The organism is Nocardia sp. NPDC058705 (genome assembly GCF_042749305.1).
In the GTDB taxonomy this organism is placed as follows: Bacteria; Actinomycetota; Actinomycetes; order Mycobacteriales; family Mycobacteriaceae; genus Nocardia.
In genome coordinates this window covers 128846-153472 of record NZ_JBHYRN010000014.1, presented here as the reverse complement: position 1 = coordinate 153472, position 24627 = coordinate 128846, and the positions used below count along the sequence as shown (strand labels likewise).

Here is a 24627-nt window from a genome sequence, read left to right as displayed (position 1 = left end):
ACATCATTTCGTCAGTCCAAGCATCGCGGCGGTCAACCCATAGTCCGGACCGAAGTCCTGCATGTTTCCGGTGCGGCAGCCCTCGGATCGCATCTGAATCCGTTCGCAGAAGGTGATCACCATCTCGCTCGACAGCGACTCACCGAGCTTCGCGTGCAGCCGCACGTACCTGCCGTTGCGGTCCACCGCGTTGCTGAGGTTCTGCATCGTCGTCGGCAGCACGTCGACGATCTCGGTGATGTCGCGCGAGCTGCCACGCAACTGCTGGGTCACGTTGGTGAGACCGGCCAGCGTCACCGCGAGGTCGGAGCTCTTGTCGCTCAACGTGGCCGACGTGTTCGCCAACACGGCGTTGAGATTGTCGAGGGTGGCCTGCAAACCGGGGGCCTGCTCGTTGAGCATCCCGGTCATCTGGGTGACCTGGTTGCTGAAATCGCGCACCGACTGGTCGTTCTCGGCCAGCATGGTGGTGAGCTCGTTGAGCTGGATGATGATGTTGGCGATCGCGTCCTTGTTGTCGGTACCGACCTTCAAGGCCGCCGACAGCGCACCGAGGGTGTCGCGAATCTTCTCGCCGTTGCCGTTGAGAATCGGGTAGAGCGCTCGGCCCGACAGCGGTCCGAGACCCTCCTGGCCCGGCTCGGGGCCGAGCGCCTTGGCGAAGTTGTCGATCGTCTCGATCATCTTCTCGAGCTCGATCGGGGTGTGCGTGCGCTGCTCGGGCAGATGGCTACCCGATTTCAGCTTGTCGCCACCGGTGAAGGGCGGGGTCAACTCGATGTGGCGATCGGTGACGACCGACGGCGAGACGATGGCCGCCTCGACATTCGACGGGACCTCCACCCCGGCGTCGACGGTCATGTGCACCTCGGAGTACAGACCCTTCGGCACGATCTTGTCGACGGTGCCGACCTTGATGCCGAGGACCATCACATCGTTGCCCTCGTACATGCCCGCCGCACTGAGGAAGTCGGCGGTGATCTTGGTCTGCGAATTGAACGGACCCGGCAGCGAGCAGCTACCCAAGGCGAGCACTGCGGCGCCCGCAACGACCGATCGTGCTACGCGCGCACGGATTCTCGCGTTCATTGGCATCCTTCAACGAGGTCGACGGCACACAGCCAGTTGTCGGGGAACAGCCACGGCAGCGCCAGGCCCGCGTAGGGACCATCGCCGGTCGCGTTGCCCAGGTATCGCGCGGTCGGCGCACCGACCGAGAACAAGGTGTCGAGATTCTCCTTGTTCTTCTGCAGACCTTCCGACATCGTCTTGAGATTGTCGATGGTCTGCGAGAGCTGTCCGTTGTCGTCGAGGCCGAGCTCGTGGAGCTGGCGGGTGAGTGTGGCGACACCGTCGAGCAGCTGACGCAGCAGTTCCTGACGCTGCATCACGCGGCTGGCGATGGCCTCACCCTGGGTGATCACCAGCAACACGCTGTTGCGGTTCTCGCCGAGGATGGTGGTCACCTGGCTCAGATCCTTGAGCAGCTGGTCGACCTCGCCCCGACGGCGTTCGATCACCTTCGCCACCGCGCCGACACTGTCGAGCGCCTGGGCGACGAGTTCGGGCGACCCGGTCAGCTGTGAGTTCACCGCGTTGAGCGACGCCGCGAGCTGCTTGGTGTCGAGTTGCTGGAACTCCGGGGTACCGCGCTGGATGACGTCGGCGAGGTCGTAGGGGACCGTCGTGTTCGCCATCGCGATGCGGTCGCCCTTCAGGTTCTCACCGTCGCCGGGGTCGAGCTCGACATAGCGAGCCCCGAGCAGCGTCGCCATCTTGATGGTGGCGTGCGCGTTCTTCTTGAGGTCGACGTCGCCGTCGATGTTCATCGAGACGATCACCTTGTCGCCGTCGATGCGCGCACCGCTCACCGTGCCGACGCCGACACCCGAGACCGCGACGCGGTCACCGGATTTGATGCCGGCGGCCTGCTTGAACTCGGCGTCGATCGACTGCTTGCCGATGCCGAGGACGGTGTAGATACTCGCCACCGCGATCAACACCGCCGCCAGTGCGGCGCCGATGACGCCGAGCCAGAAGTTTCGGTTGCCATTGAACCGCTGTCGGAATTTATTGACCATTATCTGCACACCGCCGACTGCTTGTTTCCGCCGATCTGACTGAAAATGCCGCGAGGGAAGAGCACTCCGTAGAGCGAGAGATCCAACCGGCAGAACCCTGAGTTGGCGTACGCCCCCTCCGAGGTGACCCGGCCGAAGCCCGCGGCCACCGCGGGCAGGTCGATCGCGGCCCGGTCGAGCCGCTCGCCGTTGACGATGAGCAGGCTCGTCGCCGCGACCGTCGCGTTCTGGGTCTCGATCAACTTCGGCTGCATCGCCGCGAGCATGTTCACCACCGAGGTGGTGTTGTTCGACAGGGTCTGCACCGAGTTCTGCAGCGACTGACCTTGCGAGTACAGCCCACCGATCAGCGCCCTGGTCTGGGTGACCAGCGTCTCCAGCTGGTCACCGCGCTTGGCGAGACCGGTCATCACCGCGGACAGGTTGACGATCACATCCGAGAGGATCCCGTCGCGCCGCTGGAAGTCGGTGGCCAGCTGCGCGGCCTGGATGATGAACGCCGACAACGAGACTCCGTCGCCCTGTAGTGCCTGGATCAGGCTCTCCGACATGGCGTTGACCTGAGCGGGCTCGAGCGCCTGGAACATCGGCTGGAAACCGTTGAGCAGGGCCGAGACATCGAAGGAGGGCTCGGTGTTGGTGAGCGGGATCGTCGCTCCCGACCGGAGCTGATCGGTATTGCCGTCCTTGCCCGGCTCCAACGCCACATAGCGCTGGCCGATCAGGTTCTGGTAGCGGACCAGCGCCTTGGTGTTGCCGTAGACGGCCTGGTCGGACTGCACGATGAACGACACCTTGGCGTTGTTGCTGTCGTCGAGCTCGATCTTCTCGATCTTGCCGACGCGCACACCCGCCATCCGAACGTCGTCGCCCGATCGCAGGCCGAGCACGTCGGTGAAGACGGCGGTGTACTTGCGGGTGTCGCCGGGCACCGTGCGGGCGAGGGTGTTCCACACGACCACCGTCACCAGGATCGATACCAGGGCGAAAATGCTGAACCCGATCAGCGGTTTCTTGATGCTCATCGATCGACCTTGCCTTCGGTCACTGTCAACGTCGAATCCTTGGTGATCGGGCCGAACAGCAGGTACTCCGCCACCGTCGGCTTGCGGCCGAGCATGGCCGCGATCGCGGCGTTACCGGTGTAGGAGATCGGCTTGGCGCTCGGCGTGGTCGCGGCCGGCGCGGTAGTGGCCGCCGGTCCGGTTGCGGAGGCGGGCGCGGTCAGTCCGGGAATCGCGGGCAAACCGGGAATCACAGGCAAACCGGGCAAGGCGATCGGGCCCGTTTGCGCGGGTTCGGCGGTCGGGGTGAAGCCGGGCATCGTGAGGCCGGGGATGTTCAAGCCCGGAATCGACACCAGCGGTGCGAGGCCGGCGGCCGAGTCCAGCGCGCGGGGACGGAGGTTCTCCGGCAGTTCCGGCAGGATCGGCTCGGTGGGCGCGGTGGCGCAGCTCGGGCCCGCCATCTCGCCGTAGCGCGGGCAGTCGGCGACGGTGTACGGGACGTAGGGCATACCGGGGAGGATAAGACCCGCGTTCCACACCTGCTGCTTCTTCGGTCCCCAGGTGAACGTCGTGTTCAGCGCGGCGACCGAGGTGCCCATGTCGGTGATCGACTTGCTGATACCCACCGGGTCGTAGGCCAGCGCGCCGAAGGCGACCGCACCGTCGGTGGTGATCTGCTTCGCCGCGTCACCGTTGAGCATGAACAGATCATCGAGGCGCACGGTGGTGGCCGAGACCCCGGAGATCACGTCGATGAGCCCCTGCCGGTTGGTCGCGATGGTGTTCGCGGTCTGTACCGACTTGCCGAGGACATCGAGCAGTTCCGGCGCCGACTCGTTGAGCGCGTGCGCCGCGGTGGAGAAGTCGTTCAGGATCCCGTTCAGGTTCGGGCCTGCCTCGGAGACCTCGGTGACCCACTGGTCGAGCCGCTGGATCGTCGAACCGGGAACCCGGCCGGTGCCGTCGAGCGCCTGGGTGAGGGTGCCCAGGACCCGGCCGAACTGCACCGGGTCGATCTCGTCGAGGATGTCGCGCACCGAGGTGAGCGTGTCCTGCAGCGCGATCGTGCCCTTGCTGCGGTCCTCCTCGATGACCGAGCCTTCCTTCAAGTGGTTGCCGTCGGCACCGTTGTAGACCAGCTCCACCGAGGTCACGGCGAACAGGTTGCTCGGCACGACGCGTGCGGTGACGTTGGCCGGAATGCCGTCGGCGGACTCGGGTGTGAGGTTGATCCGCACGTTCTGGACCGCACCCTGCTGCTGCACGTCGACACCGTCGACCGTGCCGACCAGCATGCCGCGGAACTTCACGTCCGCGTCCGCCGGCAGGCCGTCGCCGGTGGTGCCGAGCTTGGCGACCACCTTCGTCTTCGGGACGAAATAGCCTTCGTAGCGGGCCATCAGGAACGCCAGGATCACGGCGAACACGATCACTCCGGCCGTGCCGGCGATGTAGAGCTGTTTCATGGTGGGCCCACGCCCACTCGGATCGATGATCATCGCGCCTTACCCCGAAATCCTGATACCGGGGCTGAGGCCCCAGATCGCCAATGTCATGAACAGGTCAGCGAAGACGACCAGGATGATGCACATCTTGATCGCGCGGCCCGCGGCCACACCGACGCCCTCGGGTCCGCCCGAGGCGAAGAATCCGTAGTAGCACTGGATGAAGGTGGTGATCATGACGAACACGACCGCCTTGAGCAGCGAGTACAGCACGTCCGTCGGGACCAGGAATTGGTAGAAGTAGTGCGAGTAGGTACCCGATGCCGTACCGCCGATCAGGCCGACGGTGAACGCGCAGGACAGGTAGGCCATCGCGAGGCCGAGGCAGTACAGCGGCACGATCGCCATGACCGCGGCCATCATCCGGGTGCTGACCAGGTAGGGCAGCGGACGGATGGCGACCGACTCGAGCGCGTCGATCTCCTCGGAGATGCGCATCGCGCCGAGCTGAGCGGTGAATCGACAGCCCGCCTGGGCCGCGAAGGCCAGTGCCGCCAGCAGCGGGCCGAGCTCGCGCGTGGTGGCGAAGGCCGAGATCGCGCCGGTGATCGGGCTCAGACCGAGCAGGTTCAGCGAGGTATAGCCCTGGATGGCGACCGTCATACCACCGAAGGCACTGATGATCAGGATGACGCCGATGGTGCCACCACCGACGACGATATTGCCGTTACCCCAGGTGACGTCGGAGAGCAGACGCCAGATCTCCTTCGGGTACTGCTTGAACGCCAGCGGGATCGAGCCCACCGAACGAAGGAAGAAGAAGACCTGGTGACCCAGGCGCGCGAGCATGCCGCCAGGCGCGGCGCCCGCCTTCTTCAGGACACGAATCGGCCGCAGTAGCGGCGGTGTGTATGTAGATGACATGGCTCAGACCACCTGTGGGGGAAAGACAGCGGAGTAGATCTGGGTGATCGCCAGGTTGACGCCGAGCAACATCACCATGGAGCTGACGACCGCCGAGTTCACCGCGTTGGCGACACCACCGGGGCCACCGCGGGCGTTCAGGCCGCAGTCGCAGGCGATGATCGAGGCGATCAGACCGAAGAGCATCGACTTGAGCAGCGCCACCGCGAGGTCACGGCTGACCGCGAACGAGGCGAAGGTGCTCATGTAGGAACCGGGGGTACCCGCCTGGGCGAAGATGTTGAACATGTAGCCGGTGATGAAGCCGACGAAAACCACGAAGCCGCACAGCAATACGCTGACGATCATCGCGGCGCCGAGCCGGGGGGCGACCAGCCTGCGCAGCGGATCGACGCCCATCACCTTCATCGCGTCGATCTCTTCGCGGATGGTGCGCGAGCCGAGGTCGGCGCAGACGGCCGAACCGACCGCGCCAGCGATCATGATCGAGGTGACCAGCGGCGCGCCCTGCTGGATGATGCCGAGCCCGTTGGCCGCGCCGATGAACGAGGTCGCGCCGACTTGTCCGGCGACCGCGCCGACCTGGATCGAGACGATGACCGCGATCGGGATGGCGACGAGCAGGGTCGGGGCGGCGGCGACGTTGGACATGAACGCGCACTGGCGGACGAACTCGTCGAAAGGAAAACGCCGACGGAAGATCGCGACGATCAACTCCGTGATCGCCTCGAAACCCATCGTGATCTGTCGACCGAAGGTTTCCAGCGATTTCTTCGGGTGGTCGTCCCAAAGGCCCTTCGTCCAGTTGGCAGCCTCGCTGACTCGTGAACGTGTGGGCGGACTCTCGGTCGACTGCACTGCTGAACCCCTCTCGACGCCGGGCCCTCAACGCCCCAGCGACTTGTTTGCTTGACGCACCTTACTACGGAGTAGCGCAGAACACACCACCGACATGTGAGCGCTGTCATAGATAGAGGTCACTGTCTTAAACGGCTATGAGTCCTGCCACGCGGGACCCTACAGCCCACATTTACCGCGGTCTGCGGATTACGCGCGAAGGTCTTTTCCCACATGGTTTCCCAGTACCGGCGGTCGCGGTAAAGAAATATTGCGGAAGTCTGTCATTCATAACGAAGTCCTCGCCGAATTATCCGAACAGATCACGCGAGAAACACGAACGACGCGCCGGGAGATGATTCCGATAGGGAATCGCTATGACAACCACCCGCGAAGGCGCAGCGAGATCGGCAGCAAACGCACCGGTCCGGGGGCGCGCCCGGGACCGAATACAGGCACGATAGACAGACCGTATTGATATCGTGCGAACTTCCGACATCTGGAGGGACATGTTCAGCAAACTCGCCAAGGTGGCAGGAGCCGCCTTCGCCGTCGCGCTCGGTGCAGCTCTGCTCGGCACCGGCGCGGCCACCGCGCAAGCAGGCCCCCCGGTGATCGGCGGCGGCTCCGGCATCGTGATCGACAACGCGTTCGAGTGCACCGTCACCACCGTCGGGCACGACGGGGCAGGCAGGCTGGTCGGTCTCACCGCGGGCCACTGCGGCGACGCGGGCGCCACTGTCAGCGCGGAGGTGGATCGCGGCTACGGCGAGATCGGCCGTTTCGCGTACAGCAATCACGAACTCGACTACGCGGTCATCGAGTTCACGCCGGGCCGGATCATCCCGGTCAACCGAATCGGCAACGTGAGCATCACCGGCGTCGGCGGGCCGGCGCAGTTCCCGACGATCGTCTGCAAGGAAGGCCGGACCACCGGCAACACCTGTGGCATCACCTGGGGCGATGTGTTCCAGACCAATACCGAGACCTGGTCGCAGATGTGCGTGGTCGAGGGCGATTCCGGCGCGCCGGTCGTCGTCGGGTCGACGCTGGTCGGCATGGTGAACGCCTACCTGGCCGTGGCCTGCTTCGGGCCCGAGGTCGGGACGAACATGAACTCGATCATGGACGACATCAACGCCCGTGGCGGCGTCGGCTCGGGTTTCCACCCGATCTAGTACTTCTGTCGAATATCGAGCGGGTCGCGTGGTTGTGCACGCGGCCCGCTATTTTTCTGTGGCGGTAGCGGGGGCGAGCGCCGGTCCGGCCGCGCCCGCGCAGTGCGGCAGGCAGTCGACGCGCTCGGGTTCGGGTGCTCGGCGCGGAACCCGCAGCAGAACCGCGGCGATACCCGCCCCGAGCAGAAGTAGCACCGCGCACCAGCGCATCGCCGTGTCGAAGCCGGCGGCGAAGGCGACCGGATCGCTGAAAGCGCCCGACAGCCCGGCCAATCCGGGCAGCGCCGCGACCGCGAGCAGCTGTGCGGTGCGCGCGACGGCGTTGTTCACCCCGGACGCGATGCCCGCCTCGCCCTCGCGCACCGCACCGAGTACCGCGCCGGTCAACGGGGCGACCATCACCGACAGGCCGAGCCCGAAGACGAACACGCCGGGCAGCACATCGGTGAGATAGTCCGCGTCGGCCCCGATCCGCAGCAGCGCGAACACCCCACCCGCGGCCAGCAGCGGACCGCATGTCATCGGAATCCGCGGCCCGTGTCGCTGCGCCCACCGGCCCGCCGGCGCCGAGAGCACCAGCATCAGCACCGTGACGGGCAGTCCCGCCGCGCCCGAAGCCATCGGCGAATAGCCCGCGACCAGCTGCAATTGCAGGACCAGCAGGAAGAAGACGCCGCCGAGCGCGGCGTACACGAGCAAGGTCACCAGGTTGGCCGCCGTGAACACCCGCGATCGGAACAGCGATGGCGGTACCAGCGGGTTCGGGCTGCGCATTTCCACCAGCACGAAACACACCAGCGCGCCGACTCCGACGGCCACCAGCACGGCCCGCGCGTCGATGAGTCCCAGCGTGAGGGCGCCGAGCGCGAACGCGACGATCACCGCACCGGGCACATCGATCCGTGCGGGCGCGTCCGGATCACGACTTTCCGGCACGTGCTTCACCGCGACAACGGCGACGAGCGCCGCGAGCGGCACATTGAGCAGGAAGATCGCCCGCCAGCCGACCAGGTCGATCAGCCCACCGCCGAGCAGCGGCCCGAACGCACCGGCCACCCCGCCGAGCCCGGACCACAGTCCGATCGCACTACCCTGATCGCGCTTGTCGATCGACGCCGAGATCAGCGCCAGACTCCCCGGGGTGAGCAGCGCGCCCGCCACGCCCTGCAGCAGCCGCGCCACGACCAGCATCTCGATGTTCACCGCGAGCGCGCACAACAGCGAGGTGATCGCGAATCCGATGATCCCCCAGACGAATACGCGCCGACGGCCCAGTCGGTCACCGAGCGAACCGCCGAGCAGGATGAACGAGGCGAGGGTGAGGGTGTAACCGTTGACGGTCCACTGCAGACCAGCGACATCGGTGTGCAGCGATTCGCCGATGCGTGGCAGCGCGACGGAGACGACGGTGGCATCCAGTGACGCCATCGACGAGCCGAGGATGGTGGCGAGCAGAATCCACCGGCCCGTAGCCGACTTCAGCGGAACCGTCTCGGTCACACTTCCAAGCTAGCCGCCACGCCCGGCTTTCGCCTGATTACAAGCTCGCCAGGCAGACGATCACGCGACGCTCGGCGTACTCGTAATTGGAGTCGGCGGAGCTGGGGCAGTCGCCGGGATCAGTGGAGCCCTTTTTGATCGTGATCACCTTGACCGGTTCGGCGCCGCCCTCGGTGCAGTCGATGCGCTTGGGGTCGTCGCCGCCCAGGTCGAGGCAGCCGCCGACGACCCAGTCGATGTCGAGGCACAGCGCGCCGGTCTCGACGCCGTCGAGGGTCTCGGCGTAGTACTGGTCGCGGTCGCCCACACAGCCGCTACTGGTCTTGGCCTTGCCGATGACCTTGAAGTTCGACGAGCGGCTGCCGCACGCGGCCTTCGCTATGGTCGCGTCGTCGGCGGTGCCGCCGAGGGCCACGCAGTCGCCGACATCGGCCTGGAAGTCGGTGGTGCCGCCCCGGCTCGAGGTCGGCGCGGGCTTGCTCGGCTTGGCGGTGGTCGACTTGCCCGGTTTGGTGGTCGGCGTCGCGCTGCTCGTCGCGGGGACGACGTCGATCGCCGGTTGGGCGTAGCCGTCGATGGTGCCACCGCAACCGGTCGAAACGAACGCGGTCACGGCCATGGCGACCGCGCCGACGAGTCGGCCGACGCGCAAATCTGCAAACACCTATTGTGAATACACCACTCGAGGCACCTCCGTCGACTCCAGCCCGGCGGGTCTTTTACTGCGCTACCCTCGGGTTCCCCCCGATCGTGTATCAGGAGGTATCGGCGATGTTGGAAGCTCCGGCCGATGATTTCGCGGCGCCACGGCAGATGGTGGTCGATCCGCGCTTCATCCGGCTCGCCGATCACTTCTTCGGCATGTTCACCCAGCCGAGTCGCGGTGGCGGTGCGCTGGCCATATATCTGGACGGCGTCCCTGTCGTCGATATCTGGGCGGGTTGGGCGGCCAAGGATCAGCGCTGGACCGGCGAGAACATCGCGCTCACCTTCTCCACCGGCAAGGGCGTCGCCGCCACCGTGCTGCACCGGGTGGCCGAGCGCGGGCTCATCGATTACGACGAACCGGTGGCCACCTACTGGCCGGAGTTCGGGGCGCACGGCAAGGACGACATCACCGTGCGTGACGTGCTGTCCCACCGCGCCGGGCTGCACCGGGTGCGCGGGTTGGTGCCCGGCCGCGAGGGCATTCTCGACTACGAGGCGGTGGTGACCGCGCTCGCCGAGAGCCCCGCCGACCCGCGTCGCATCCGCAGTTCGGGCTATCACGCGATCACCTTCGGCTGGCTGGTCGCCGAGATCGTGCAGCGAGCGACCGGCGAACCGTTCACCGAGGTGTTGCGCCGAGAAGTGGCGCAGCCCTTGGGAATCGACGAGTTCTGGTTCCAGGTGCCGCCGGGGGAGCGGCATCGGATCGCGAAGATCTTCCCGCATCTCGCGCCGCCGGGTATCCGCTGGAACACCGCGTCGTCGGTGCTGTCGTGGGTGCGGCCCGCGCGTGGGCTGGCCGAGGCCGGGATGCCGGAGAGTTTCGACGAGTTGGTCCGCGATCCGCGCGTGCACGATGCGGTGATGCCCGGCTGGAACGGCGTGTTCTCGGCTCGCGCGCTGGCCAGGATGTACGGCGCACTCGCCAACGGCGGTCAACTCGGCGACGTGCAGTTCCTGCGACCGGAGACGATCGACACGATCAACCGAACCCAGCAGACCAGCAGCCGCGACTACGTCCTCGGCTTACCGCTGCGCTTCACCCTCGGCTACCACCGACCGGTGCTGATGACCAAACAGCAGCCACGAAATGCGTTCGGCCACTACGGAGTCGGTGGATCCGGCGCCTACGCCGACCCCGACCTCGGCATGTCGATCGCCTTCGTCACCAACCGCCTCGGCGGCGCCGTCACCGCCCTCGGCGACGCCCGCCTGGCCAAACTCGCGGCGATGGCACAGGGGACTGTGCGATCGCTGCGAACCTGAACCACTCGGCTGTGTCGGCCGTAGTAGTGGATATGAATCCCGCGCCCTCCACCCCACGCTGGTCGTTGCTGCACGGCCTGGCCGCGGGTCGGGATTTCGAGGGCTACCTGCGGCGACGGGCCGCGCGCAGTGATCCGTTCGCGGTCGGGTTTCCCGGTTTTCCGTCGGTCTTGTTCACCGGAACGGCCGAGGGGGCGCGTGAGTTGTTCCGTGCGCCGATGGCGTTGCTCGAGCCGCCGCGGCCCAATCCGATCGAGCCGATGGTCGGGGCCGCGTCGCTGATCCTCAGTTCCGGGACCAGGCATCGAACCGATCGCGCGATGGTGGCGCCCGCTCTGCACGCCGCGCGGGTGCGCGTGCTGGGAAAGGTGATTCGCGATGCCACCCTGCACGAGATCCACAGTGGCACAACCGGTTCGTGGCGGGTTGGCACCCGGATCGATGCACTCGCCGCCGCACGCACCATCACCCAGCGAGTCATTCTCGCCGCGATCTTCGGCTCCGATCTCGGTCGTGAAGCCGAATACGGCAGTGTCGTCCACGATTTCCTCGCCGCGTTCACCACCCCGCTCATGGTGGCGCCCGTATTACGCCGTGGCATAGGCGGTTTCGGGCCGTGGGCACGATTCACCGCCGCCCGCGAACGGCTCGACAACCTTCTCCTGGCCGACATCGCCGAGCGCCGCCGCATCGGCCCGGCCGACGGCGACCTCCTCGACCTGCTCCTGGCCACCCGCTACGACGACGGCACCGTCCTCACCGACACCGAACTGTGCGAACAACTGCGCACCCTGGTGGTCGCGGGCCATGAAACCACCGCGACCACCCTCACCTGGGCGCTCTACCACCTGCACCGCGACCCCGGCCTGCTCACCCGCCTGCTCGCCGAGCTCCCCACCGCGGGCGACGACCCCGCCGAGCAGGCGCGCCTTCCGCTGCTCGACGCCGTCTGCCAGGAAACCCTGCGCCTGCACCCACCCGTGCCGATCGTGTTGCGCACGGTGACCGAGCCGCTGCGCTGGCGCGGGGTCGACGTGGCGGCGGGCGCCACCATCGGCCTTGCCGTGGGCGTACTGCACAGCCAGCCCTCGACCTGGCCCGCGCCGCACCTGTTCCATCCGGACCGATTCCTCGATCGCAAGGTGAGCCCGTTCGAGTTCGCGCCGTTCGGCGGCGGGCACCGGCGCTGCATCGGGGCGACGCTGGCCGACTACGAGCTGCGGATCGTGCTGGCAACCCTGCTGACCGAGGTCCGGTTGACCCTCGACCCCGCCCTGGCACTCGGCAGGCGACCGCGCACCGTGCCGCGCAATCTCGCGACCGCGCCGGATCGAGCGATCCACTTCACACGGACGGGGTGATCTGCCTCACGTGACGTTTGAGACTCACACCGATGTGCTTCCGGGCTGCTCGCACGCACCGCCATCGACTCGCCGCTGTGAGCGCGGCGTTTGACGAAAGCCGATGAATCACAGGCCGTTATGTGACCCACAGCACATAGTTGCGGCACTGTTATCACTGCGCGGCGCGGCTGGCCCCGAGTCGGCTGGTGCGGGTAGTAATGGAGGGTCAGGGTCGGGGAATCGTTACCTCGCAGAGACCCGTCGCGGCCTCTGCGTCAATGAGAGCAAGCGTCACTGAGTAGATCTCGCACCCCCACCGGGCGGCAGCGAGAGATGGAATGGACGAGAAACCTATGCATTACGAGGCAAATGTGCAGCAATCGCACTGGCTCCGCCGGGGCCTGCTGCTGTCGGCAGCGATCGCGGCGACCGGCGCGCTGGTCGTCGGGCCCGCGCAGGCTCAGCCGAATCTGCCGTTCTTCGGCGGCGGTTCCAGCCAGCCCGCGGTGAACGAGCCCGCGCAGCAGGCGCCCTTCGCGCCGCCGCGCATCAACATCGCCGACGGCGAGACCGTCGGCGTCGCGCAGCCGATCGCGATCACCTTCCAGGAGCCGGTCGAGGACCGCGCGGCCGCCGAGCGGGCCATCAAGGTCACCTCGAGCGCCAACGCGCCCGGCCACTTCTACTGGACCTCGAGCAAGCAGGTCCGCTGGAAGCCCACCGAGTTCTGGCCTGCCAACACCGACGTGACCGTGGTCGCGGGCGGCACCACCAGCTCGTTCCACATCGGTGACGCGCTGGTCGCCACCGTCGACGACGCCACCAAGATGATCGTCGTGACCCGCAACGGCGAGATCGTCCGGGAAATGCCGACCTCGCTCGGCAAGCCCGGCTACGAGACCCCCAACGGCACCTACATCGTGGGTGAGCGGCTCGAGAAGATGACGATGGACTCCTCCACCTACGGCGTCCCGGTCACCGATCCCGAGGGCTACAAGCTCGAGGTCGAATACGCGACGCGGCTGTCCAACAGCGGCATCTTCCTGCACGCCGCCCCGTGGTCGGTCGGCCAGCAGGGCTACTCCAATGCCAGCCACGGCTGCCTCAATGTGAGCACCGAGGACGGAAAGTGGTTCCTGGAGAACACCCGTCGTGGTGACGCCGTGATCGTCACCGGTACGCAGGGTGGCACCCTCAGCTCCGGCGACGGTCTGGGCGACTGGAACTAAACGCCTGAACAAAAGCCGAACAATACGATCATTTCTGTTCGTATTGTTCGGTTTTTTGCTGTACTCGCCAGTGTGTGCCCGATGTTCAGAAAATCGGCGGGCTGGGTTAACCAACGGTTCGCCATGCACCGTAAAGCTGCCGCGGTGCGAAAGAGTCCAGAGCGGGTACTCCCCGGGAGAAGCCGTCCGTGGCAGGACTACGCGCTGTTCGTAGTGCTCGTCGTGCCGAACCTGGCGCTGCTCACCCTGTTCGTTTACCGGCCGCTTGCCGACAACATCCGGCTGTCGTTCACCGACTGGAATATCGCTGAGCCGGTGGCGAATTCGGTGGGGTTCGACAACTATATCGAATGGTGGCAGCGCGACGACTCGTGGAAGGTCGTCAGCAATACGGTGATCTTCACCGTGGCGGCCGTCGTGGTGAGTATGGCGCTCGGCCTCGCGTTGGCGATGTTGCTCGATCGAAAACTGTTCGGGCGCAATGTTGTTCGGTCGGCGATTTTCGCGCCGTTCGTGATTTCGGGCGCGGCGATCGGCGTGGCTTTCCAATTCATCTTCGATCCGAGTTTCGGTCTGGTACAAGACGTTCTGCACCGGCTCGGCGTCGAGAATGTGCCCGATTTCTATCAGGACCCGGAATGGGCCCTGTTCATGGTGACACTCACTTACATCTGGAAGAACCTCGGCTACGCCTTCGTGATCTATCTGGCCGCGCTGCAAGGCGTGCGGGCCGAATTGCTCGAGGCAGCCGAGATGGATGGTGCGAGCAGCTGGACTCGATTCACGAAAGTTCTTCTGCCGCAACTACGTCCGACCACCTTCTTTCTGTCGATCACGGTGCTGCTCAACTCACTGCAGGTCTTCGACATCATCAATGTGATGACGCGCGGCGGACCGCTGGGCAACGGCACGACCACGATGGTTTTCCAGGTGTACGAGGAGTCGTTCCGCAATTTCCGGGCCGGCTACGGCGCCACCGTGGCCACGATCATGTTCGTGGTGCTGCTGGTGGTCACGTTGATCCAGGTGCGCGTGATGGACCGAGGCGAACGATGAAACATGTAGGCCCACAGACCCTTTCGTACCGGCGCCGCGAACGCGCGGTGACCCTGCTCGGCTACGCGGCGATGGTGTGCGTGCTGATCATCGTCGGGGTCCCGCTGTTCTGGATGCTGATCACCTCGCTCAAGGACCGCTCCGAGATCTACACCCAGCCCGCGGTCTACTGGCCGTCGAGCTGGCACCCGGAGAACTACAGCCACGCCACCACCACGGTGCCGTTCTGGACCTTCCTGCGGAACTCGATCATCGTCACCGGCATCGTCTCGGCGGTGAAGTTCGCGCTCGGGGTGTTCAGCGCGTACGGGCTGGTGTTCCTGCGGTTCCCCGGCAAGAACATCGTGTTCCTGGTGATCATCGCGGCGCTGATGGTGCCCAACCAGATCACGGTGATCTCCAACTACGCGTTCATCGCCCAGCTCGGCTGGCGAAACACCTTCCAGGGCATCATCATTCCGCTCTGCGGCGTCGCGTTCGGCACCTTCCTCATGCGCAACCACTTCCTCTCGCTACCCGGCGAGGTGATCGAGGCGGCGCGGATGGACGGTGCGAACTGGTGGCGGCTGCTCACCCGCGTCGTGCTGCCCATGTCGGGGCCGACGATGGTGGCGTTCGCGGTGGTGACGCTGGTCAACGAGTGGAACGAATACCTCTGGCCGTTCCTGATGGCCGATTCCGCCGAGGTCGCCACGCTGCCGGTGGGCCTGACCCTGCTGCAGAACACCGAGAACCCCAGCGTCACCAACTGGGGGCCGGTGATGGCGGGCACCGTGCTCACCATGCTGCCGATCCTCATCGTCTTCCTCGCCCTGCAACGTCACATGATCAAGGGCCTCACCTCCGGTGCGGTCAAGGGCTGATTTCTCGAACAGGAGCTCCACGTGTCCACTTCACGATTCCCGGCGCTGAGTCGCCGCGGCTTCCTCGGCCTTTCCGGTGGTGCCGCAGCAGCTTTGGCGCTCACCGCCTGCGCGGGCACCGGTGGCGGATCCGGTGATTCCGGTGACGCCAACACCATCACGTTCTGGTCCAACCACCCCGGCACCTCCAAGGAGCTGGAGCTGGAGCTGATCAACCGCTTCCAGGCCAAGCACCCCGAGCTGAAGGTGAACCTGGTCGACGCGGGCAAGAACTACGAGGAGGTGGCGCAGAAGTTCAACGCCGCGCTCACCGGTGGTGAACTGCCCGATGTTGTTGTGCTGTCGGATGTCTGGTGGTTCAACTACGCGCTGAGCAAGGCGATCGAACCCCTCGACGGGCACTTCGGTGCCGCCGGGGTGAAGCTCGACGACTACGTCGACTCCCTCGCCGCCGACTACCTGTTCGACGGCAAGCACTACGCGCTGCCGTATGCCCGCTCGACCCCGCTGTTCTACTACAACAAGGACGTCTGGGCGAAGGCCGGTCTGCCGGACCGCGGCCCGAACTCCTGGCAGGAATTCGACGAGTGGGGTCCCAAGATCCAGTCCGTGGTCGGCGGCGACAAGTTCGCCCACGCCTGGGGTGACGCCAAGAACTACCTGGGCTGGACCTTCCAGGGCCCGAACTGGACCTTCGGTGGCGCCTACTCCGATCAGTGGAAGCTGAAGTTCACCGATCCGGGTTCGATCGCCGCTGCCACCTACCTGCGCGATTCGATCAACGTGAAGAAGTACGCCGCCATCCGCCCGCAGATCGCGGTCGACTTCGGCACCGGCGTGGCCGCCTCGACCATCGCCTCCACCGGCGACCTCAAGGGCATCCTGAAGAACTCCACCGGCAACTTCGAGCTCGGCACCGCCTTCCTGCCGCACCCGAACGGTCCCGGCGTCACCACCGGCGGCGCCGGTCTTGCTGTTCCGTCGCGCATCTCGGACGCGCGAAAGGTGAACGCGCTCAAGTTCATCGAGTTCATCACCAACGCGGCCAACACGGCGTACTTCACGCAGAACACGGGCTACATGCCGGTGCGCAAGTCGGCCGTGACCGATCCGTCCGAGGTCGACTTCCTGGCGAAGAACCCGAACTCCAAGGTCGCCATCGACCAGCTCTCGGTGGCGAAGTCGCAGGACTACGCGCGCGTGTTCGTCCCCGGCGCCGACCAGATCATCGGCACCGGCTACGAGCAGATCGGCCTCCAGAACGCCGATCCGGCAACGGTTCTCGCGAAGGTTGCCGCTGACATCCAGGCGATCATCGACCGGCAGATCACGCCCAAGCTGCCCAAGTAGTTCCCTCGCGGGCCGGTGGTGTCGCGCCACCGGCCCGTTCGTCTTTCCTCAGGAGTAATTCGCATGGCGACAGTGCAGTTCGACGGTGTGACCCACCGCTATCCCGGCGCCGACGCCCCCGCCGTCGACGCACTCGACCTCGACATCGCCGACGGTGAATTCCTCGTGCTGGTCGGGCCTTCCGGCTGCGGCAAGTCGACGAGCCTGCGGATGCTGGCCGGGCTGGAATCCGTCGAGTCGGGCACGATCCGGATCGGTTCGCGCGATGTGACCGGGTTGCCGCCGCGGGCGCGTGACGTGGCGATGGTGTTCCAGAGCTATGCGCTCTACCCGAACATGACCGTCGCCGAGAATATGGGGTTCGCGCTGCGTAATGCGGGAATGTCGAAGTCCGACACGCTGGTTCGCGTGAAGGAGGCCGCCGCGATGCTGGAACTCGAGTCGCTGCTCGACCGTAAGCCGGCCAAGCTCTCCGGTGGGCAGCGTCAGCGCGTGGCCATGGGGCGCGCCATCGTGCGGCGCCCGCAGGTGTTCTGCATGGACGAGCCGCTGTCCAATCTCGATGCGAAGCTCCGTGTTTCGACCCGCTCGCAGATCGCCGCCCTGCAGCAGCGCCTCGGCACCACCACCGTTTACGTCACCCACGACCAGGTCGAGGCGATGACGATGGGCCACCGTGTCGCGGTCCTTCGAGACGGCAACTTGCAGCAGATCGCCTCTCCGCGTGAGCTTTACGACAACCCGCTGAACACGTTCGTCGCCGGCTTCATCGGTTCGCCCGGCATGAACCTGCTCGAAGCGCCTGTGGTCGACGGCTCCGCCGTTCTCGACGGCCTGCGAATCCCGGTGCCCCACAGCATCTCCGGTGCCCGAGTGGTCCTCGGCATCCGCCCCGAATCCTGGGAAGTAACCACCGACCCCACCGGCATCACCGTCGTCGCCGAACTCCTCGAAGAACTCGGCGCCGAATCCTTCGTCTACACCCACGGCGCGGGCACCGACTGCTCCACCCGCTCCGGCAAAATCGTCGTCCGAGTAGACCGCCGCTTCCACACCACCCTCGGCGAAACTCTCCACCTGCGTCCCAAGCCTGAGGAGACCTTCTTCTTCGACGCCGACACCGAACTGCGCTTGCGCTAGGACAGGCCCGCCGCGGTGCGTCGACCGATCGCGGCGTTGAGGGCGCCGAGTTCGGCGAGTATGTCGGTGGCGGCCCAGATGCGGTTTCGTTTGGAGTCGGAGACGACTTCGAGGATGCCCGCGTCGGTGAGGCGGTCCAGGGCACGGTAGGTGGCCGAGTCGGAGGTTGTGGTGATTGCTTTCGCTTCGGTGATCGTGAGGATCGGGTGCTCGAGCAGCTTCGCCAGTAGGGCTTCGTCGGCGGAGCTTGCGCGAGGGCGGGCCCGGTCGCGCCAGCCGTCGGGGAGCGCGGTGAGGGCGCGGGCCGAGTCGATCGAGGCCTCGCTCGCGTAGACCGCCGCCAACGCCAGGTAGACGACGAATTCCTCGGCGGCACCGGTTCGGTAGGCGGCCAATTGGGCGAAATAGCGGGAGGTGTCGGCGAGCATGACCGAGGAGAAGGGAACGGTCACCCGGTCGGTCAGGCCGCGGCGGCGCAGGATGGCGGTCACCAGGGCGCGACCGATCCGGCCGTTGCCGCTGACGAACGGGTGGATCGAGACGAACTGCGCGTGCGCTAGCGCGGCCTGCACGAGGATCGGCAGGTCGCCGCGTGCGACGAAGGCCAGCAGGTCGGCCATCAGTTCGGGCACGAGTTCCGGTGGGGGCGGCACATACAGGGCGTTGAGTGGTGTGTAGTCGCTGCCGCCGATCCAGGTTTGGACCGTGCGGAAGCGCCCGGCCTTCTCCCACTCCGGCGCTATCAGCACCCGATGCGCGCTGAGCAGACTCGCCTCGGTGATCTGGCCGTTCGTCGCGGTGTCGACCAGGCCCGCCAGCGCCCGCACCGCGCCGACTTGCGAGGCGGCTTCGGGACGAGCCGTCGCACCACCGAAGGCTTTGCTGAATGCTCGCCAGCCCGCGTCGATGTGCTCGATTCGCGACGACGCGACCGCTTCGCTGCGCAGCAGGAACTCGCGCAGAGGAGCCAGGTTGCCGTGGCCGGCTTCCAGATGGGTCACCGCGATCGCGGCTGCTTCGCTCGCCAATGTTGTTCGCCGGGTGGCGAAATCGAGGCGAGCGATGCGCGGGGGGATCGACACAGCGACCTGTTCGGGCACCGGTCCCACCCGTGCACCGCGCCCGCCGCGCGCCGTCCACGGTCGCTGTTCGACAAGGTGTGCTGGCCAATTCATCAGTTCTTGCCGAACTTTCGCTTTGGGAAACGCTACCAACTTGGGAACTACTCGCGTTCTTCCGATAAAACGAGAGTAATCAGCTCACTACTCCCGCTGGGTCATCTGGGCCCGCGCGCGGTCGACGGCTCGGCCGATGCCCTCGGTGTAGGGGTCGCCGTGGCCGGGGAGCACCAGATCAGCGGGCAGCTGTTCGAGGGCGGCCAGGGCCGCCACCGTATCCGGGGTCGAGTGATTGAAGAAGTCGGGAAGTACCTGGGGGCCACGGAATTTCGACGTGGGATGGGCGGTAACCAGGGTGTCGCCGGTGACCACCGCGCCTGCGGCCGGGAGGTGGAAAGCGGAGTGTCCCGAGGTATGTCCTGGGGTGGGGACGGGGACCGGACGGCCGGGGAGATCCAGGGGGCCTTCGGTGGGGAAGGGCTGGATGTGGGGGACCGGGTTCTTGCGGAGGCCGCCGGCGCGGGTGATGCGCAGTGCCCAGCCGACGGTGGAGACGTCGGTGAGGCGTTTGATGACGTCGAGGGGCGTGGCCGACTCGTGGACCTCACCCTTGGCGTGGGCCACCTCGAGCGCGCTGGTGTAGGCGGGGATGCCGTACTTCGCCTGGAGGTGGTTGAGGGCGCCGACGTGGTCGAGGTGCGCGTGGGTCAGCAGGACCGCGCGGATGTCTTCGGGGCGGTGGCCGAGGGCTTCGACGGTGGCCTCGATCAGGCCCGCGTCGCCGTACCAACCCGCGTCGATCAGCGTCAGATCGCGGCCTTCGCGGAGCAGGACCATGTTCACATCGGTGCCTGCGATGGTGAAAACCTCGTCGGCTACTTGCTGATAACGCACTGGGCGGACCCCTTCTCGAGCAACGGGTTCCGACCCTACCGGCGATCGGCTCGCCGGCAGGGTCGAGCGCGTCACCAGATCGTCACGCGCTGCGCGGGATCGAGGTACAGCTTGTCGTCGGGGGTCACGTCGAAAGCTTCGTAGAAGCTGTCGATATTGCGGATCACCGCGTTGCAGCGGAACTCGGGCGGGGAGTGCGGGTCGACGGCGAGGCGGCGGACGGCTTCTTCCTGTCGTGCCTTGGTGCGCCAGACCTGCGCCCAGCCGTAGAACACGCGCTGCAGGCCGGTGAGGCCGTCGATGACCGGGGGCTCCTTGCCGTCGAGCGAGATCTTGTAGGCGGCGAGGGCGATGGAGAGTCCGCCCAGGTCGCCGATGTTCTCACCGATGGTGAACTCGCCGTTCACGGTGTGCTCGTCGTCGAGGTCGGCGGGGGAGAGCACGTTGTACTGGTCGATCAAAGCCTTTGTGCGCTTGCCGAATTCGGCGCGGTCTTCGTCGGTCCACCAGTCCTGCATGTTGCCGTCGCCGTCGTACTTGGCACCCTGGTCGTCGAAGCCGTGGCCGATCTCGTGGCCGATCACCGCGCCGATGCCGCCGTAGTTGGCGGCGTCGTCGGCGTTCATGTCGAAGAACGGCGGCTGCAGGATCGCGGCGGGGAACACGATCTCGTTCATGCCCGGGTTGTAGTAGGCGTTGACGGTCTGCGGGGTCATGAACCATTCGCCCTTGTCGACCTCGCCACCCAGTTTGCCCAGGTCACGGTCGTGGTCGGCGGCATGGCCGCGGCGGTAGTTGCCGACCAGATCAGTGGCATCGATCTCGACGGCGGAGTAGTCGCGCCAGGTGTCGGGGTAACCGATCTTGGGGGTGAACTTCTCCAGCTTGGTCAGCGCGGCCGCGCGAGTGTCGGGGCTCATCCACTCGAGGTCGGCGATATTGCGGCGGTAGGCCTCCTGCAGGTTCGCGACCAGCTCGACCATGCGCTCCTTGGCCTGCGGCGGAAAGTGCCGTGCCACATACAGTTTGCCGACCGCCTCGCCGAGCAGCTCCTGCACCAGCGACACGCCACGCTTCCAGCGCTCCCGGTTCTCCTGGGCACCGGTGAGAGTGCGGCCGTAGAAGTCGAAGTTCTCCTCGACGATCTCGTCGGTGAGGAAAGCCGCCCGCGCGTGCAGCACCTGCCACGCCGCCCATGCCTGCCAATCCTCTTGCGGCACATCGGCCCAGGCAGTGGCGAAGGCGCGCAGGTAATCGGGCTGGCGCACCACGAGCTCGGCGAACAGATCCTTGCCGTCACGGTCGAGACCGGAGGCGACACCGTCTACCCAAGCTGCCCAGTCGAATTCCGGGTTCGCGGCGACCAGATCATCGAAAGTCGTGAGGTTGTAGCTCTTTTCGGCATCGCGACGCCTGACGACATCCCAATGACCCGCGGCGAGTGTGCGTTCCAGCTCGAACACACGCTGGGCGGCATCGGCCGGGTCGGCGGGAATCAGCCCTTCCAGCGATGCGTCAGCTGCGGCGATGGTGAACATCTTGGCGATATGCGCGACGTACGCCTCGCGGATCTCCGCGAATTCATCGGAGCGGTAATAGGACTCGTCCGGCAGCCCGATCCCCGACTGGGTCGCGTGCACCAGGTACCTGGTGGAGTTCTTGTCATCGGTATCGACGTAGTAGGCGACCGCCCCTCGCACACCCGTGCGCTGCAACCGCCCGATCAGCGCGGCGAACGCGCTCGGATCAGTTACCTCGGCGATCGCCCGCAGCTCGTCGGCCACCGGCGCGAACCCAGCCGCCGCGACGGTATCGGTGTCCATGAAGCTCGAGAACAAATCCCCGATCTTGCGAGCATCAGCATCATCGGCCGCCCCGGCCGCGCTATCGGTGATGATCGCCTGCACATCGAGCTCGGCCTGGTCGTACAACGTGCGAAAAGCACCGTCGACGGCCCGATCGGCCGGGATCTCGTATTTGTCCAACCACTGCCCGTTCACATGCGCGAACAAATCGTCCTGCACCCGCACATCCTGATCACGGAAGGACAGGTCGATACCGGAGGGGCTGCTCAGATCCGAAGTCACGCGCTCCAGTATGCCGAAACATCCAGAGATGCCGAGGCGCGTCGGCTAGCGCTGATTCAGCGCTAAAATGGCGTCATGGCGACGATCCAGATTCGAGATCTCCCAGATGAGGTCGCGGAGGTGTTCCGCAGGCGCTCCGAAGCGGCGGGGATGTCGCTGCAGGCCTATATGCGGCGAGAGTTGATCGCGGCCGCCGAGCGTCGCACGAAGGCCGAGGCGATCGCCGCGATCAGGGAATCACTCGACCGTGATGCCGGTCCGGGCGCCGACCGCGATTCGATCCTCAGCGCCCTGCACGATGCCCGTGGCGAGTGACGAGTACGTCGTAGACGCGTCGGCGATATCAACCGCCCTGCTCCGCAAGGACGCCGTCGGCTCGGCTGTTGCGCGACTGATCGAGAACAGCACCTGCCACGCACCACACCTGATCGACGCCGAGGTCGGCAACGTCCTGCGGCGACACGAACGCAAGGAACTGATCGACTCGACAACCGCCACCGTCGGCTTGCGCATGCTGTCAACGATGATCGACCAGCGCTACACCCAACACGGCTGGCTCGCCGAAGAAGCGTGGAGACTGCGCCACACCATCACCTTCTACGACGGCCTCTACGCGGCACTCGCCGCCCGGCTCGACGTGGTTCTGCTCACCAGCGACGCCAAGCTGAGCAGAGCCCCCGGACTCCCGTGCCGCGTCGAACTCGTCGACTAGCTCGATCATCGAAACACGATGCCGCCGTGTGGGTCTTGCATGGCGCGGTGGTTCGCCAGCTGCGACAATGTGGTTGGTCGAACCGTGCGGCTACGTCGGCGCGATGTGCAAGTCGGGGGATGGATGGACGACGACTCACATCACAGTCCCGATGGTGACTGCGGGTGCGGATATAACTGGCCACCGGAAGTGCCGCGTTCGAAGAGCCGGGTCTTCATAGAACGGGCCATCACGGTCGCGTTTTCGGCAGGCATCGGTGGCGTCCTCGTCGCGATCACGATCGCCACCGCGGGCCTCACCGCATGCGTGGTAATGCTCGGAGTCGCCTCGGTCACCGATGAAGATCGGGATGAACGGCTGGCCGCAGTGGTTTTCGGTGTCGACGTATTCGGGGCCGCACTGGTGATGTTCGAGCCCGGTGACGAAATCACCACGTGGTACGGCGACGCGGGCATGTGGCTGGTGGCGATCGCCGGCGCGGCAACGCTGTGCTACGCGGGGATAACGCTGTGCTACCTGGGAATCATGGCAATCCTCAAGCACCGCCGCTACCGGCGAGACCCCGCCTGAGCCAGCCGCCGAATTCGGGGTTGCTACGCGCGGGCGAACTCGTTGTCGCGGACGCCGGCTACGAAGGCCGTCCATTCGGGGGCGGTGAAACGCAGCAGGATGTCTTCGTGGCGGAGAGTGGCTGAGCCGTCGGGAGAGACGTGGGCGACCAGGGCGGGGTGGCGGGTGGTGGTGAGGAGGGAGTGAAGGAAGGCGGTCCACAGGGCGGTGTCGACGGTGATGATGGGCTCGTCCAGGCCGACGTTCATCGGGTTGCGGCGGAATTTGCTGTCTCGTATCTGGACAGCGTCTCCATCGAAACGAACCTCGACACATTGATTGCCGTTGTTGGAGCGTGACGAGGTGAACCAGCCGTGTTCGGCCGGACTGCGGCGAGCTGTGGTGGACATACTTCGAATCTTACACGCTTGCATACTCCCTGATCAGGGCGAGAGATTCGGTGCGAGAAAGGGATTGCTCGCGGGCGCGGACGTAGGCGAAGCCCAGATCGCGGACCTGTTCGGCGTCGTCGACGTGACCACCGAAAACGGCGCTCTCGGCCCACGCGAAGGTAGGTAGCTGGTCGCTTGCGAAGTCGAGCAGGTGGAAGCTGGAACCGCCGAGGACGGCACCTTCGGGGGCGCTGAACGGGATGACGCGCACGTCGACGGTGTCGAGCTCGCGGACCAGCGTGACCAGGTGGCGCAACTGCTCGCGCAACACCTCAGCGCCCCCGGTCTGCTGCCGCAACGTGGCCTCACCGAGGACGGCGGTGAGTTCCAGCGGGTCCGGATCGTGTAATCGCTGTTGACGACGCAGCCGTATCGCGACCAATTGGTCTACCTGAACCGGACGGATCATGACATCCGCGCTGATCAGGGCCCGCGCATAGGCCTCGGTCTGCAGCAGACCGGGCACGATCAGGCTGTCGTAGCTGCGGATACTCTGCGCACCGGCCTCCATCCCGTACAACCGCTGCAGCTCAGGACCGATCAGCGCCGCCGAGGTCGTCGCCCACCAGCCGCGTTGCTTGCTCGCCTCGAGCAGGGCCAGCAACTCGCTGCGCTCATCGGGCGCCACATCGAGCACATCCAGTACCGGTTCGATGGTGGTGCGGGTGAGCACCCGCCTGCCCTTCTCCACATGTGACCAGTTGGCAGGGGTGAACCCGACGCGACGGGCGAAACCGGCCGAGTCGAATCCGCGCTGCTCACGGAGGTCGCGCAGACGCAGGACGAGTTCCCACCGCGCGACGGTCGGCGAAACGGGAGCCATGGGCCGATATCGTACGCCGATCGACACACCAGCTACTGACTATTGTCAGCGCGGTTGTGCGGCTA

At 66.0% G+C, this 24627-nt stretch carries 24 protein-coding genes; 11 read left to right on the top strand and 13 right to left on the bottom strand.

Annotated features, from left to right (window positions below; genetic code table 11):
- Positions 1-3: 3 nt before the first annotated feature.
- From ACFW6D_RS18235 to ACFW6D_RS18210, 6 genes are read right to left on the bottom strand one after another with little or no spacing between them, the layout of a single operon-like run.
- On the bottom strand, positions 4-1089 hold the full coding sequence (locus ACFW6D_RS18235; RefSeq protein ID WP_379329531.1) for an MCE family protein: 1086 nt from the start codon (positions 1087-1089) through the stop codon (positions 4-6).
- On the bottom strand, positions 1086-2081 hold the full coding sequence (locus ACFW6D_RS18230; RefSeq protein WP_379329529.1) for an MCE family protein: 996 nt from the start codon (positions 2079-2081) through the stop codon (positions 1086-1088). Before ACFW6D_RS18230 ends, ACFW6D_RS18235 begins: the two co-directional genes overlap by 4 nt.
- Entirely contained in the window at positions 2081-3106 is a 1026-nt protein-coding gene (locus ACFW6D_RS18225) for an MCE family protein (RefSeq protein ID WP_379329527.1), read from the bottom strand. Before ACFW6D_RS18225 ends, ACFW6D_RS18230 begins: the two co-directional genes overlap by 1 nt.
- On the bottom strand, positions 3103-4587 hold the full coding sequence (locus ACFW6D_RS18220; RefSeq protein WP_379329525.1) for an MlaD family protein: 1485 nt from the start codon (positions 4585-4587) through the stop codon (positions 3103-3105). Before ACFW6D_RS18220 ends, ACFW6D_RS18225 begins: the two co-directional genes overlap by 4 nt.
- A gap of 6 nt (positions 4588-4593) precedes the next feature.
- Positions 4594-5457 (bottom strand): MlaE family ABC transporter permease, encoded by an 864-nt coding sequence (locus ACFW6D_RS18215; protein WP_379329523.1) that lies wholly within the window; start codon positions 5455-5457, stop codon positions 4594-4596.
- A 3-nt stretch (positions 5458-5460) separates the two neighbouring features.
- Positions 5461-6315 (bottom strand): MlaE family ABC transporter permease, encoded by an 855-nt coding sequence (locus ACFW6D_RS18210; protein WP_379329521.1) that lies wholly within the window; start codon positions 6313-6315, stop codon positions 5461-5463.
- 488 nt (positions 6316-6803) lie between these two features.
- On the opposite strand from ACFW6D_RS18210, the gene ACFW6D_RS18205 reads away from it, so the two are divergent.
- Positions 6804-7472 (top strand): S1 family peptidase, encoded by a 669-nt coding sequence (locus tag ACFW6D_RS18205; protein WP_379329519.1) that lies wholly within the window; start codon positions 6804-6806, stop codon positions 7470-7472.
- Between the two features lie 48 nt (positions 7473-7520).
- Here the strand turns inward: ACFW6D_RS18205 and ACFW6D_RS18200 are convergent, their stop codons facing one another.
- Positions 7521-8972, bottom strand: a complete 1452-nt coding sequence (locus ACFW6D_RS18200; RefSeq protein WP_379329517.1) for an MFS transporter — start codon at positions 8970-8972, stop codon at positions 7521-7523.
- 37 nt (positions 8973-9009) lie between these two features.
- The gene (locus ACFW6D_RS18195) at positions 9010-9636 is read right to left on the bottom strand and encodes a hypothetical protein (protein WP_379329515.1); all 627 of its coding nucleotides are present in this window, start codon (positions 9634-9636) and stop codon (positions 9010-9012) included.
- Positions 9637-9743: 107 nt separating this feature from the next.
- Between ACFW6D_RS18195 and ACFW6D_RS18190 the strand changes: the two genes are divergently transcribed.
- From ACFW6D_RS18190 to ACFW6D_RS18160, 7 genes are all read left to right on the top strand, one after another.
- Positions 9744-10946, top strand: coding sequence for a serine hydrolase domain-containing protein (locus ACFW6D_RS18190; RefSeq protein WP_379329513.1), 1203 nt, complete (start codon positions 9744-9746; stop codon positions 10944-10946).
- Between the two features lie 32 nt (positions 10947-10978).
- Positions 10979-12307, top strand: a complete 1329-nt coding sequence (locus tag ACFW6D_RS18185; protein ID WP_379329511.1) for a cytochrome P450 — start codon at positions 10979-10981, stop codon at positions 12305-12307.
- Positions 12308-12627: 320 nt separating this feature from the next.
- On the top strand, positions 12628-13518 hold the full coding sequence (locus ACFW6D_RS18180) for an Ig-like domain-containing protein (protein WP_379329509.1): 891 nt from the start codon (positions 12628-12630) through the stop codon (positions 13516-13518).
- 144 nt (positions 13519-13662) lie between these two features.
- Positions 13663-14574 (top strand): carbohydrate ABC transporter permease, encoded by a 912-nt coding sequence (locus tag ACFW6D_RS18175; protein ID WP_379329507.1) that lies wholly within the window; start codon positions 13663-13665, stop codon positions 14572-14574.
- Positions 14571-15437 carry a carbohydrate ABC transporter permease gene (locus ACFW6D_RS18170; RefSeq protein ID WP_379329505.1) on the top strand — a complete coding sequence of 289 codons (867 nt, stop codon included), beginning with the start codon at positions 14571-14573 and terminating at the stop codon, positions 15435-15437. Before ACFW6D_RS18175 ends, ACFW6D_RS18170 begins: the two co-directional genes overlap by 4 nt.
- 21 nt (positions 15438-15458) lie before the next feature.
- On the top strand, positions 15459-16787 hold the full coding sequence (locus ACFW6D_RS18165) for an ABC transporter substrate-binding protein (protein WP_379329503.1): 1329 nt from the start codon (positions 15459-15461) through the stop codon (positions 16785-16787).
- 63 nt (positions 16788-16850) lie between these two features.
- Positions 16851-17927, top strand: a complete 1077-nt coding sequence (locus tag ACFW6D_RS18160) for an ABC transporter ATP-binding protein (protein WP_379329501.1) — start codon at positions 16851-16853, stop codon at positions 17925-17927.
- Here the strand turns inward: ACFW6D_RS18160 and ACFW6D_RS18155 are convergent.
- The 3 genes from ACFW6D_RS18155 to ACFW6D_RS18145 form a co-directional block, all read right to left on the bottom strand.
- Positions 17924-19102, bottom strand: coding sequence for a Fic family protein (locus ACFW6D_RS18155; protein ID WP_379329499.1), 1179 nt, complete (start codon positions 19100-19102; stop codon positions 17924-17926). The genes ACFW6D_RS18160 and ACFW6D_RS18155 overlap by 4 nt on opposite strands.
- Positions 19103-19189: 87 nt before the next feature.
- Positions 19190-19939 (bottom strand): MBL fold metallo-hydrolase, encoded by a 750-nt coding sequence (locus tag ACFW6D_RS18150; RefSeq protein ID WP_379329497.1) that lies wholly within the window; start codon positions 19937-19939, stop codon positions 19190-19192.
- Positions 19940-20010: 71 nt separating this feature from the next.
- Positions 20011-22026 (bottom strand): M13 family metallopeptidase, encoded by a 2016-nt coding sequence (locus ACFW6D_RS18145; protein ID WP_379329495.1) that lies wholly within the window; start codon positions 22024-22026, stop codon positions 20011-20013.
- Between the two features lie 75 nt (positions 22027-22101).
- On the opposite strand from ACFW6D_RS18145, the gene ACFW6D_RS18140 reads away from it, so the two are divergent.
- The 3 genes from ACFW6D_RS18140 to ACFW6D_RS18130 all read left to right on the top strand — a co-directional run bounded on the left by ACFW6D_RS18140 (position 22102) and on the right by ACFW6D_RS18130 (position 23308).
- Complete coding sequence (locus ACFW6D_RS18140; RefSeq protein WP_379329493.1) at positions 22102-22341, top strand: antitoxin; 240 nt, start codon at positions 22102-22104, stop codon at positions 22339-22341.
- On the top strand, positions 22331-22738 hold the full coding sequence (locus ACFW6D_RS18135; RefSeq protein WP_379329491.1) for a type II toxin-antitoxin system VapC family toxin: 408 nt from the start codon (positions 22331-22333) through the stop codon (positions 22736-22738). The genes ACFW6D_RS18140 and ACFW6D_RS18135 overlap by 11 nt, the downstream gene beginning before the upstream one ends.
- 189 nt (positions 22739-22927) lie before the next feature.
- Complete coding sequence (locus tag ACFW6D_RS18130) at positions 22928-23308, top strand: hypothetical protein (RefSeq protein WP_379329489.1); 381 nt, start codon at positions 22928-22930, stop codon at positions 23306-23308.
- Positions 23309-23331: 23 nt separating this feature from the next.
- Here ACFW6D_RS18130 and ACFW6D_RS18125 read toward each other — a convergent pair whose 3' ends face one another.
- Positions 23332-23697 carry a DUF397 domain-containing protein gene (locus ACFW6D_RS18125; protein ID WP_379329488.1) on the bottom strand — a complete coding sequence of 122 codons (366 nt, stop codon included), beginning with the start codon at positions 23695-23697 and terminating at the stop codon, positions 23332-23334.
- A 10-nt stretch (positions 23698-23707) separates the two neighbouring features.
- A complete protein-coding gene (locus ACFW6D_RS18120) occupies positions 23708-24562 on the bottom strand; it encodes a helix-turn-helix domain-containing protein (protein ID WP_379329486.1) in 855 nt (284 codons plus the stop codon).
- Positions 24563-24627: the final 65 nt, after the last annotated feature.

What these genes read in the sequence shown, in the direction of transcription:
- ACFW6D_RS18235 (WP_379329531.1), bottom strand. Translation starts at nt 1,089, where the DNA reads ATGAACGCGAGAATCCGTGCGCGCGTAGCACGATCGGTCGTTGCGGGC.
- ACFW6D_RS18230 (WP_379329529.1), bottom strand. Translation starts at nt 2,081, where the DNA reads ATGGTCAATAAATTCCGACAGCGGTTCAATGGCAACCGAAACTTCTGG.
- ACFW6D_RS18225 (WP_379329527.1), bottom strand. Translation starts at nt 3,106, where the DNA reads ATGAGCATCAAGAAACCGCTGATCGGGTTCAGCATTTTCGCCCTGGTA.
- ACFW6D_RS18220 (WP_379329525.1), bottom strand. Translation starts at nt 4,587, where the DNA reads ATGATCATCGATCCGAGTGGGCGTGGGCCCACCATGAAACAGCTCTAC.
- ACFW6D_RS18215 (WP_379329523.1), bottom strand. Translation starts at nt 5,457, where the DNA reads ATGTCATCTACATACACACCGCCGCTACTGCGGCCGATTCGTGTCCTG.
- ACFW6D_RS18205 (WP_379329519.1), top strand. Translation starts at nt 6,804, where the DNA reads ATGTTCAGCAAACTCGCCAAGGTGGCAGGAGCCGCCTTCGCCGTCGCG.
- ACFW6D_RS18190 (WP_379329513.1), top strand. Translation starts at nt 9,744, where the DNA reads ATGTTGGAAGCTCCGGCCGATGATTTCGCGGCGCCACGGCAGATGGTG.
- ACFW6D_RS18185 (WP_379329511.1), top strand. Translation starts at nt 10,979, where the DNA reads ATGAATCCCGCGCCCTCCACCCCACGCTGGTCGTTGCTGCACGGCCTG.
- ACFW6D_RS18180 (WP_379329509.1), top strand. Translation starts at nt 12,628, where the DNA reads ATGGACGAGAAACCTATGCATTACGAGGCAAATGTGCAGCAATCGCAC.
- ACFW6D_RS18170 (WP_379329505.1), top strand. Translation starts at nt 14,571, where the DNA reads ATGAAACATGTAGGCCCACAGACCCTTTCGTACCGGCGCCGCGAACGC.
- ACFW6D_RS18160 (WP_379329501.1), top strand. Translation starts at nt 16,851, where the DNA reads ATGGCGACAGTGCAGTTCGACGGTGTGACCCACCGCTATCCCGGCGCC.
- ACFW6D_RS18155 (WP_379329499.1), bottom strand. Translation starts at nt 19,102, where the DNA reads ATGAATTGGCCAGCACACCTTGTCGAACAGCGACCGTGGACGGCGCGC.
- ACFW6D_RS18140 (WP_379329493.1), top strand. Translation starts at nt 22,102, where the DNA reads ATGGCGACGATCCAGATTCGAGATCTCCCAGATGAGGTCGCGGAGGTG.
- ACFW6D_RS18125 (WP_379329488.1), bottom strand. Translation starts at nt 23,697, where the DNA reads ATGTCCACCACAGCTCGCCGCAGTCCGGCCGAACACGGCTGGTTCACC.
- ACFW6D_RS18120 (WP_379329486.1), bottom strand. Translation starts at nt 24,562, where the DNA reads ATGGCTCCCGTTTCGCCGACCGTCGCGCGGTGGGAACTCGTCCTGCGT.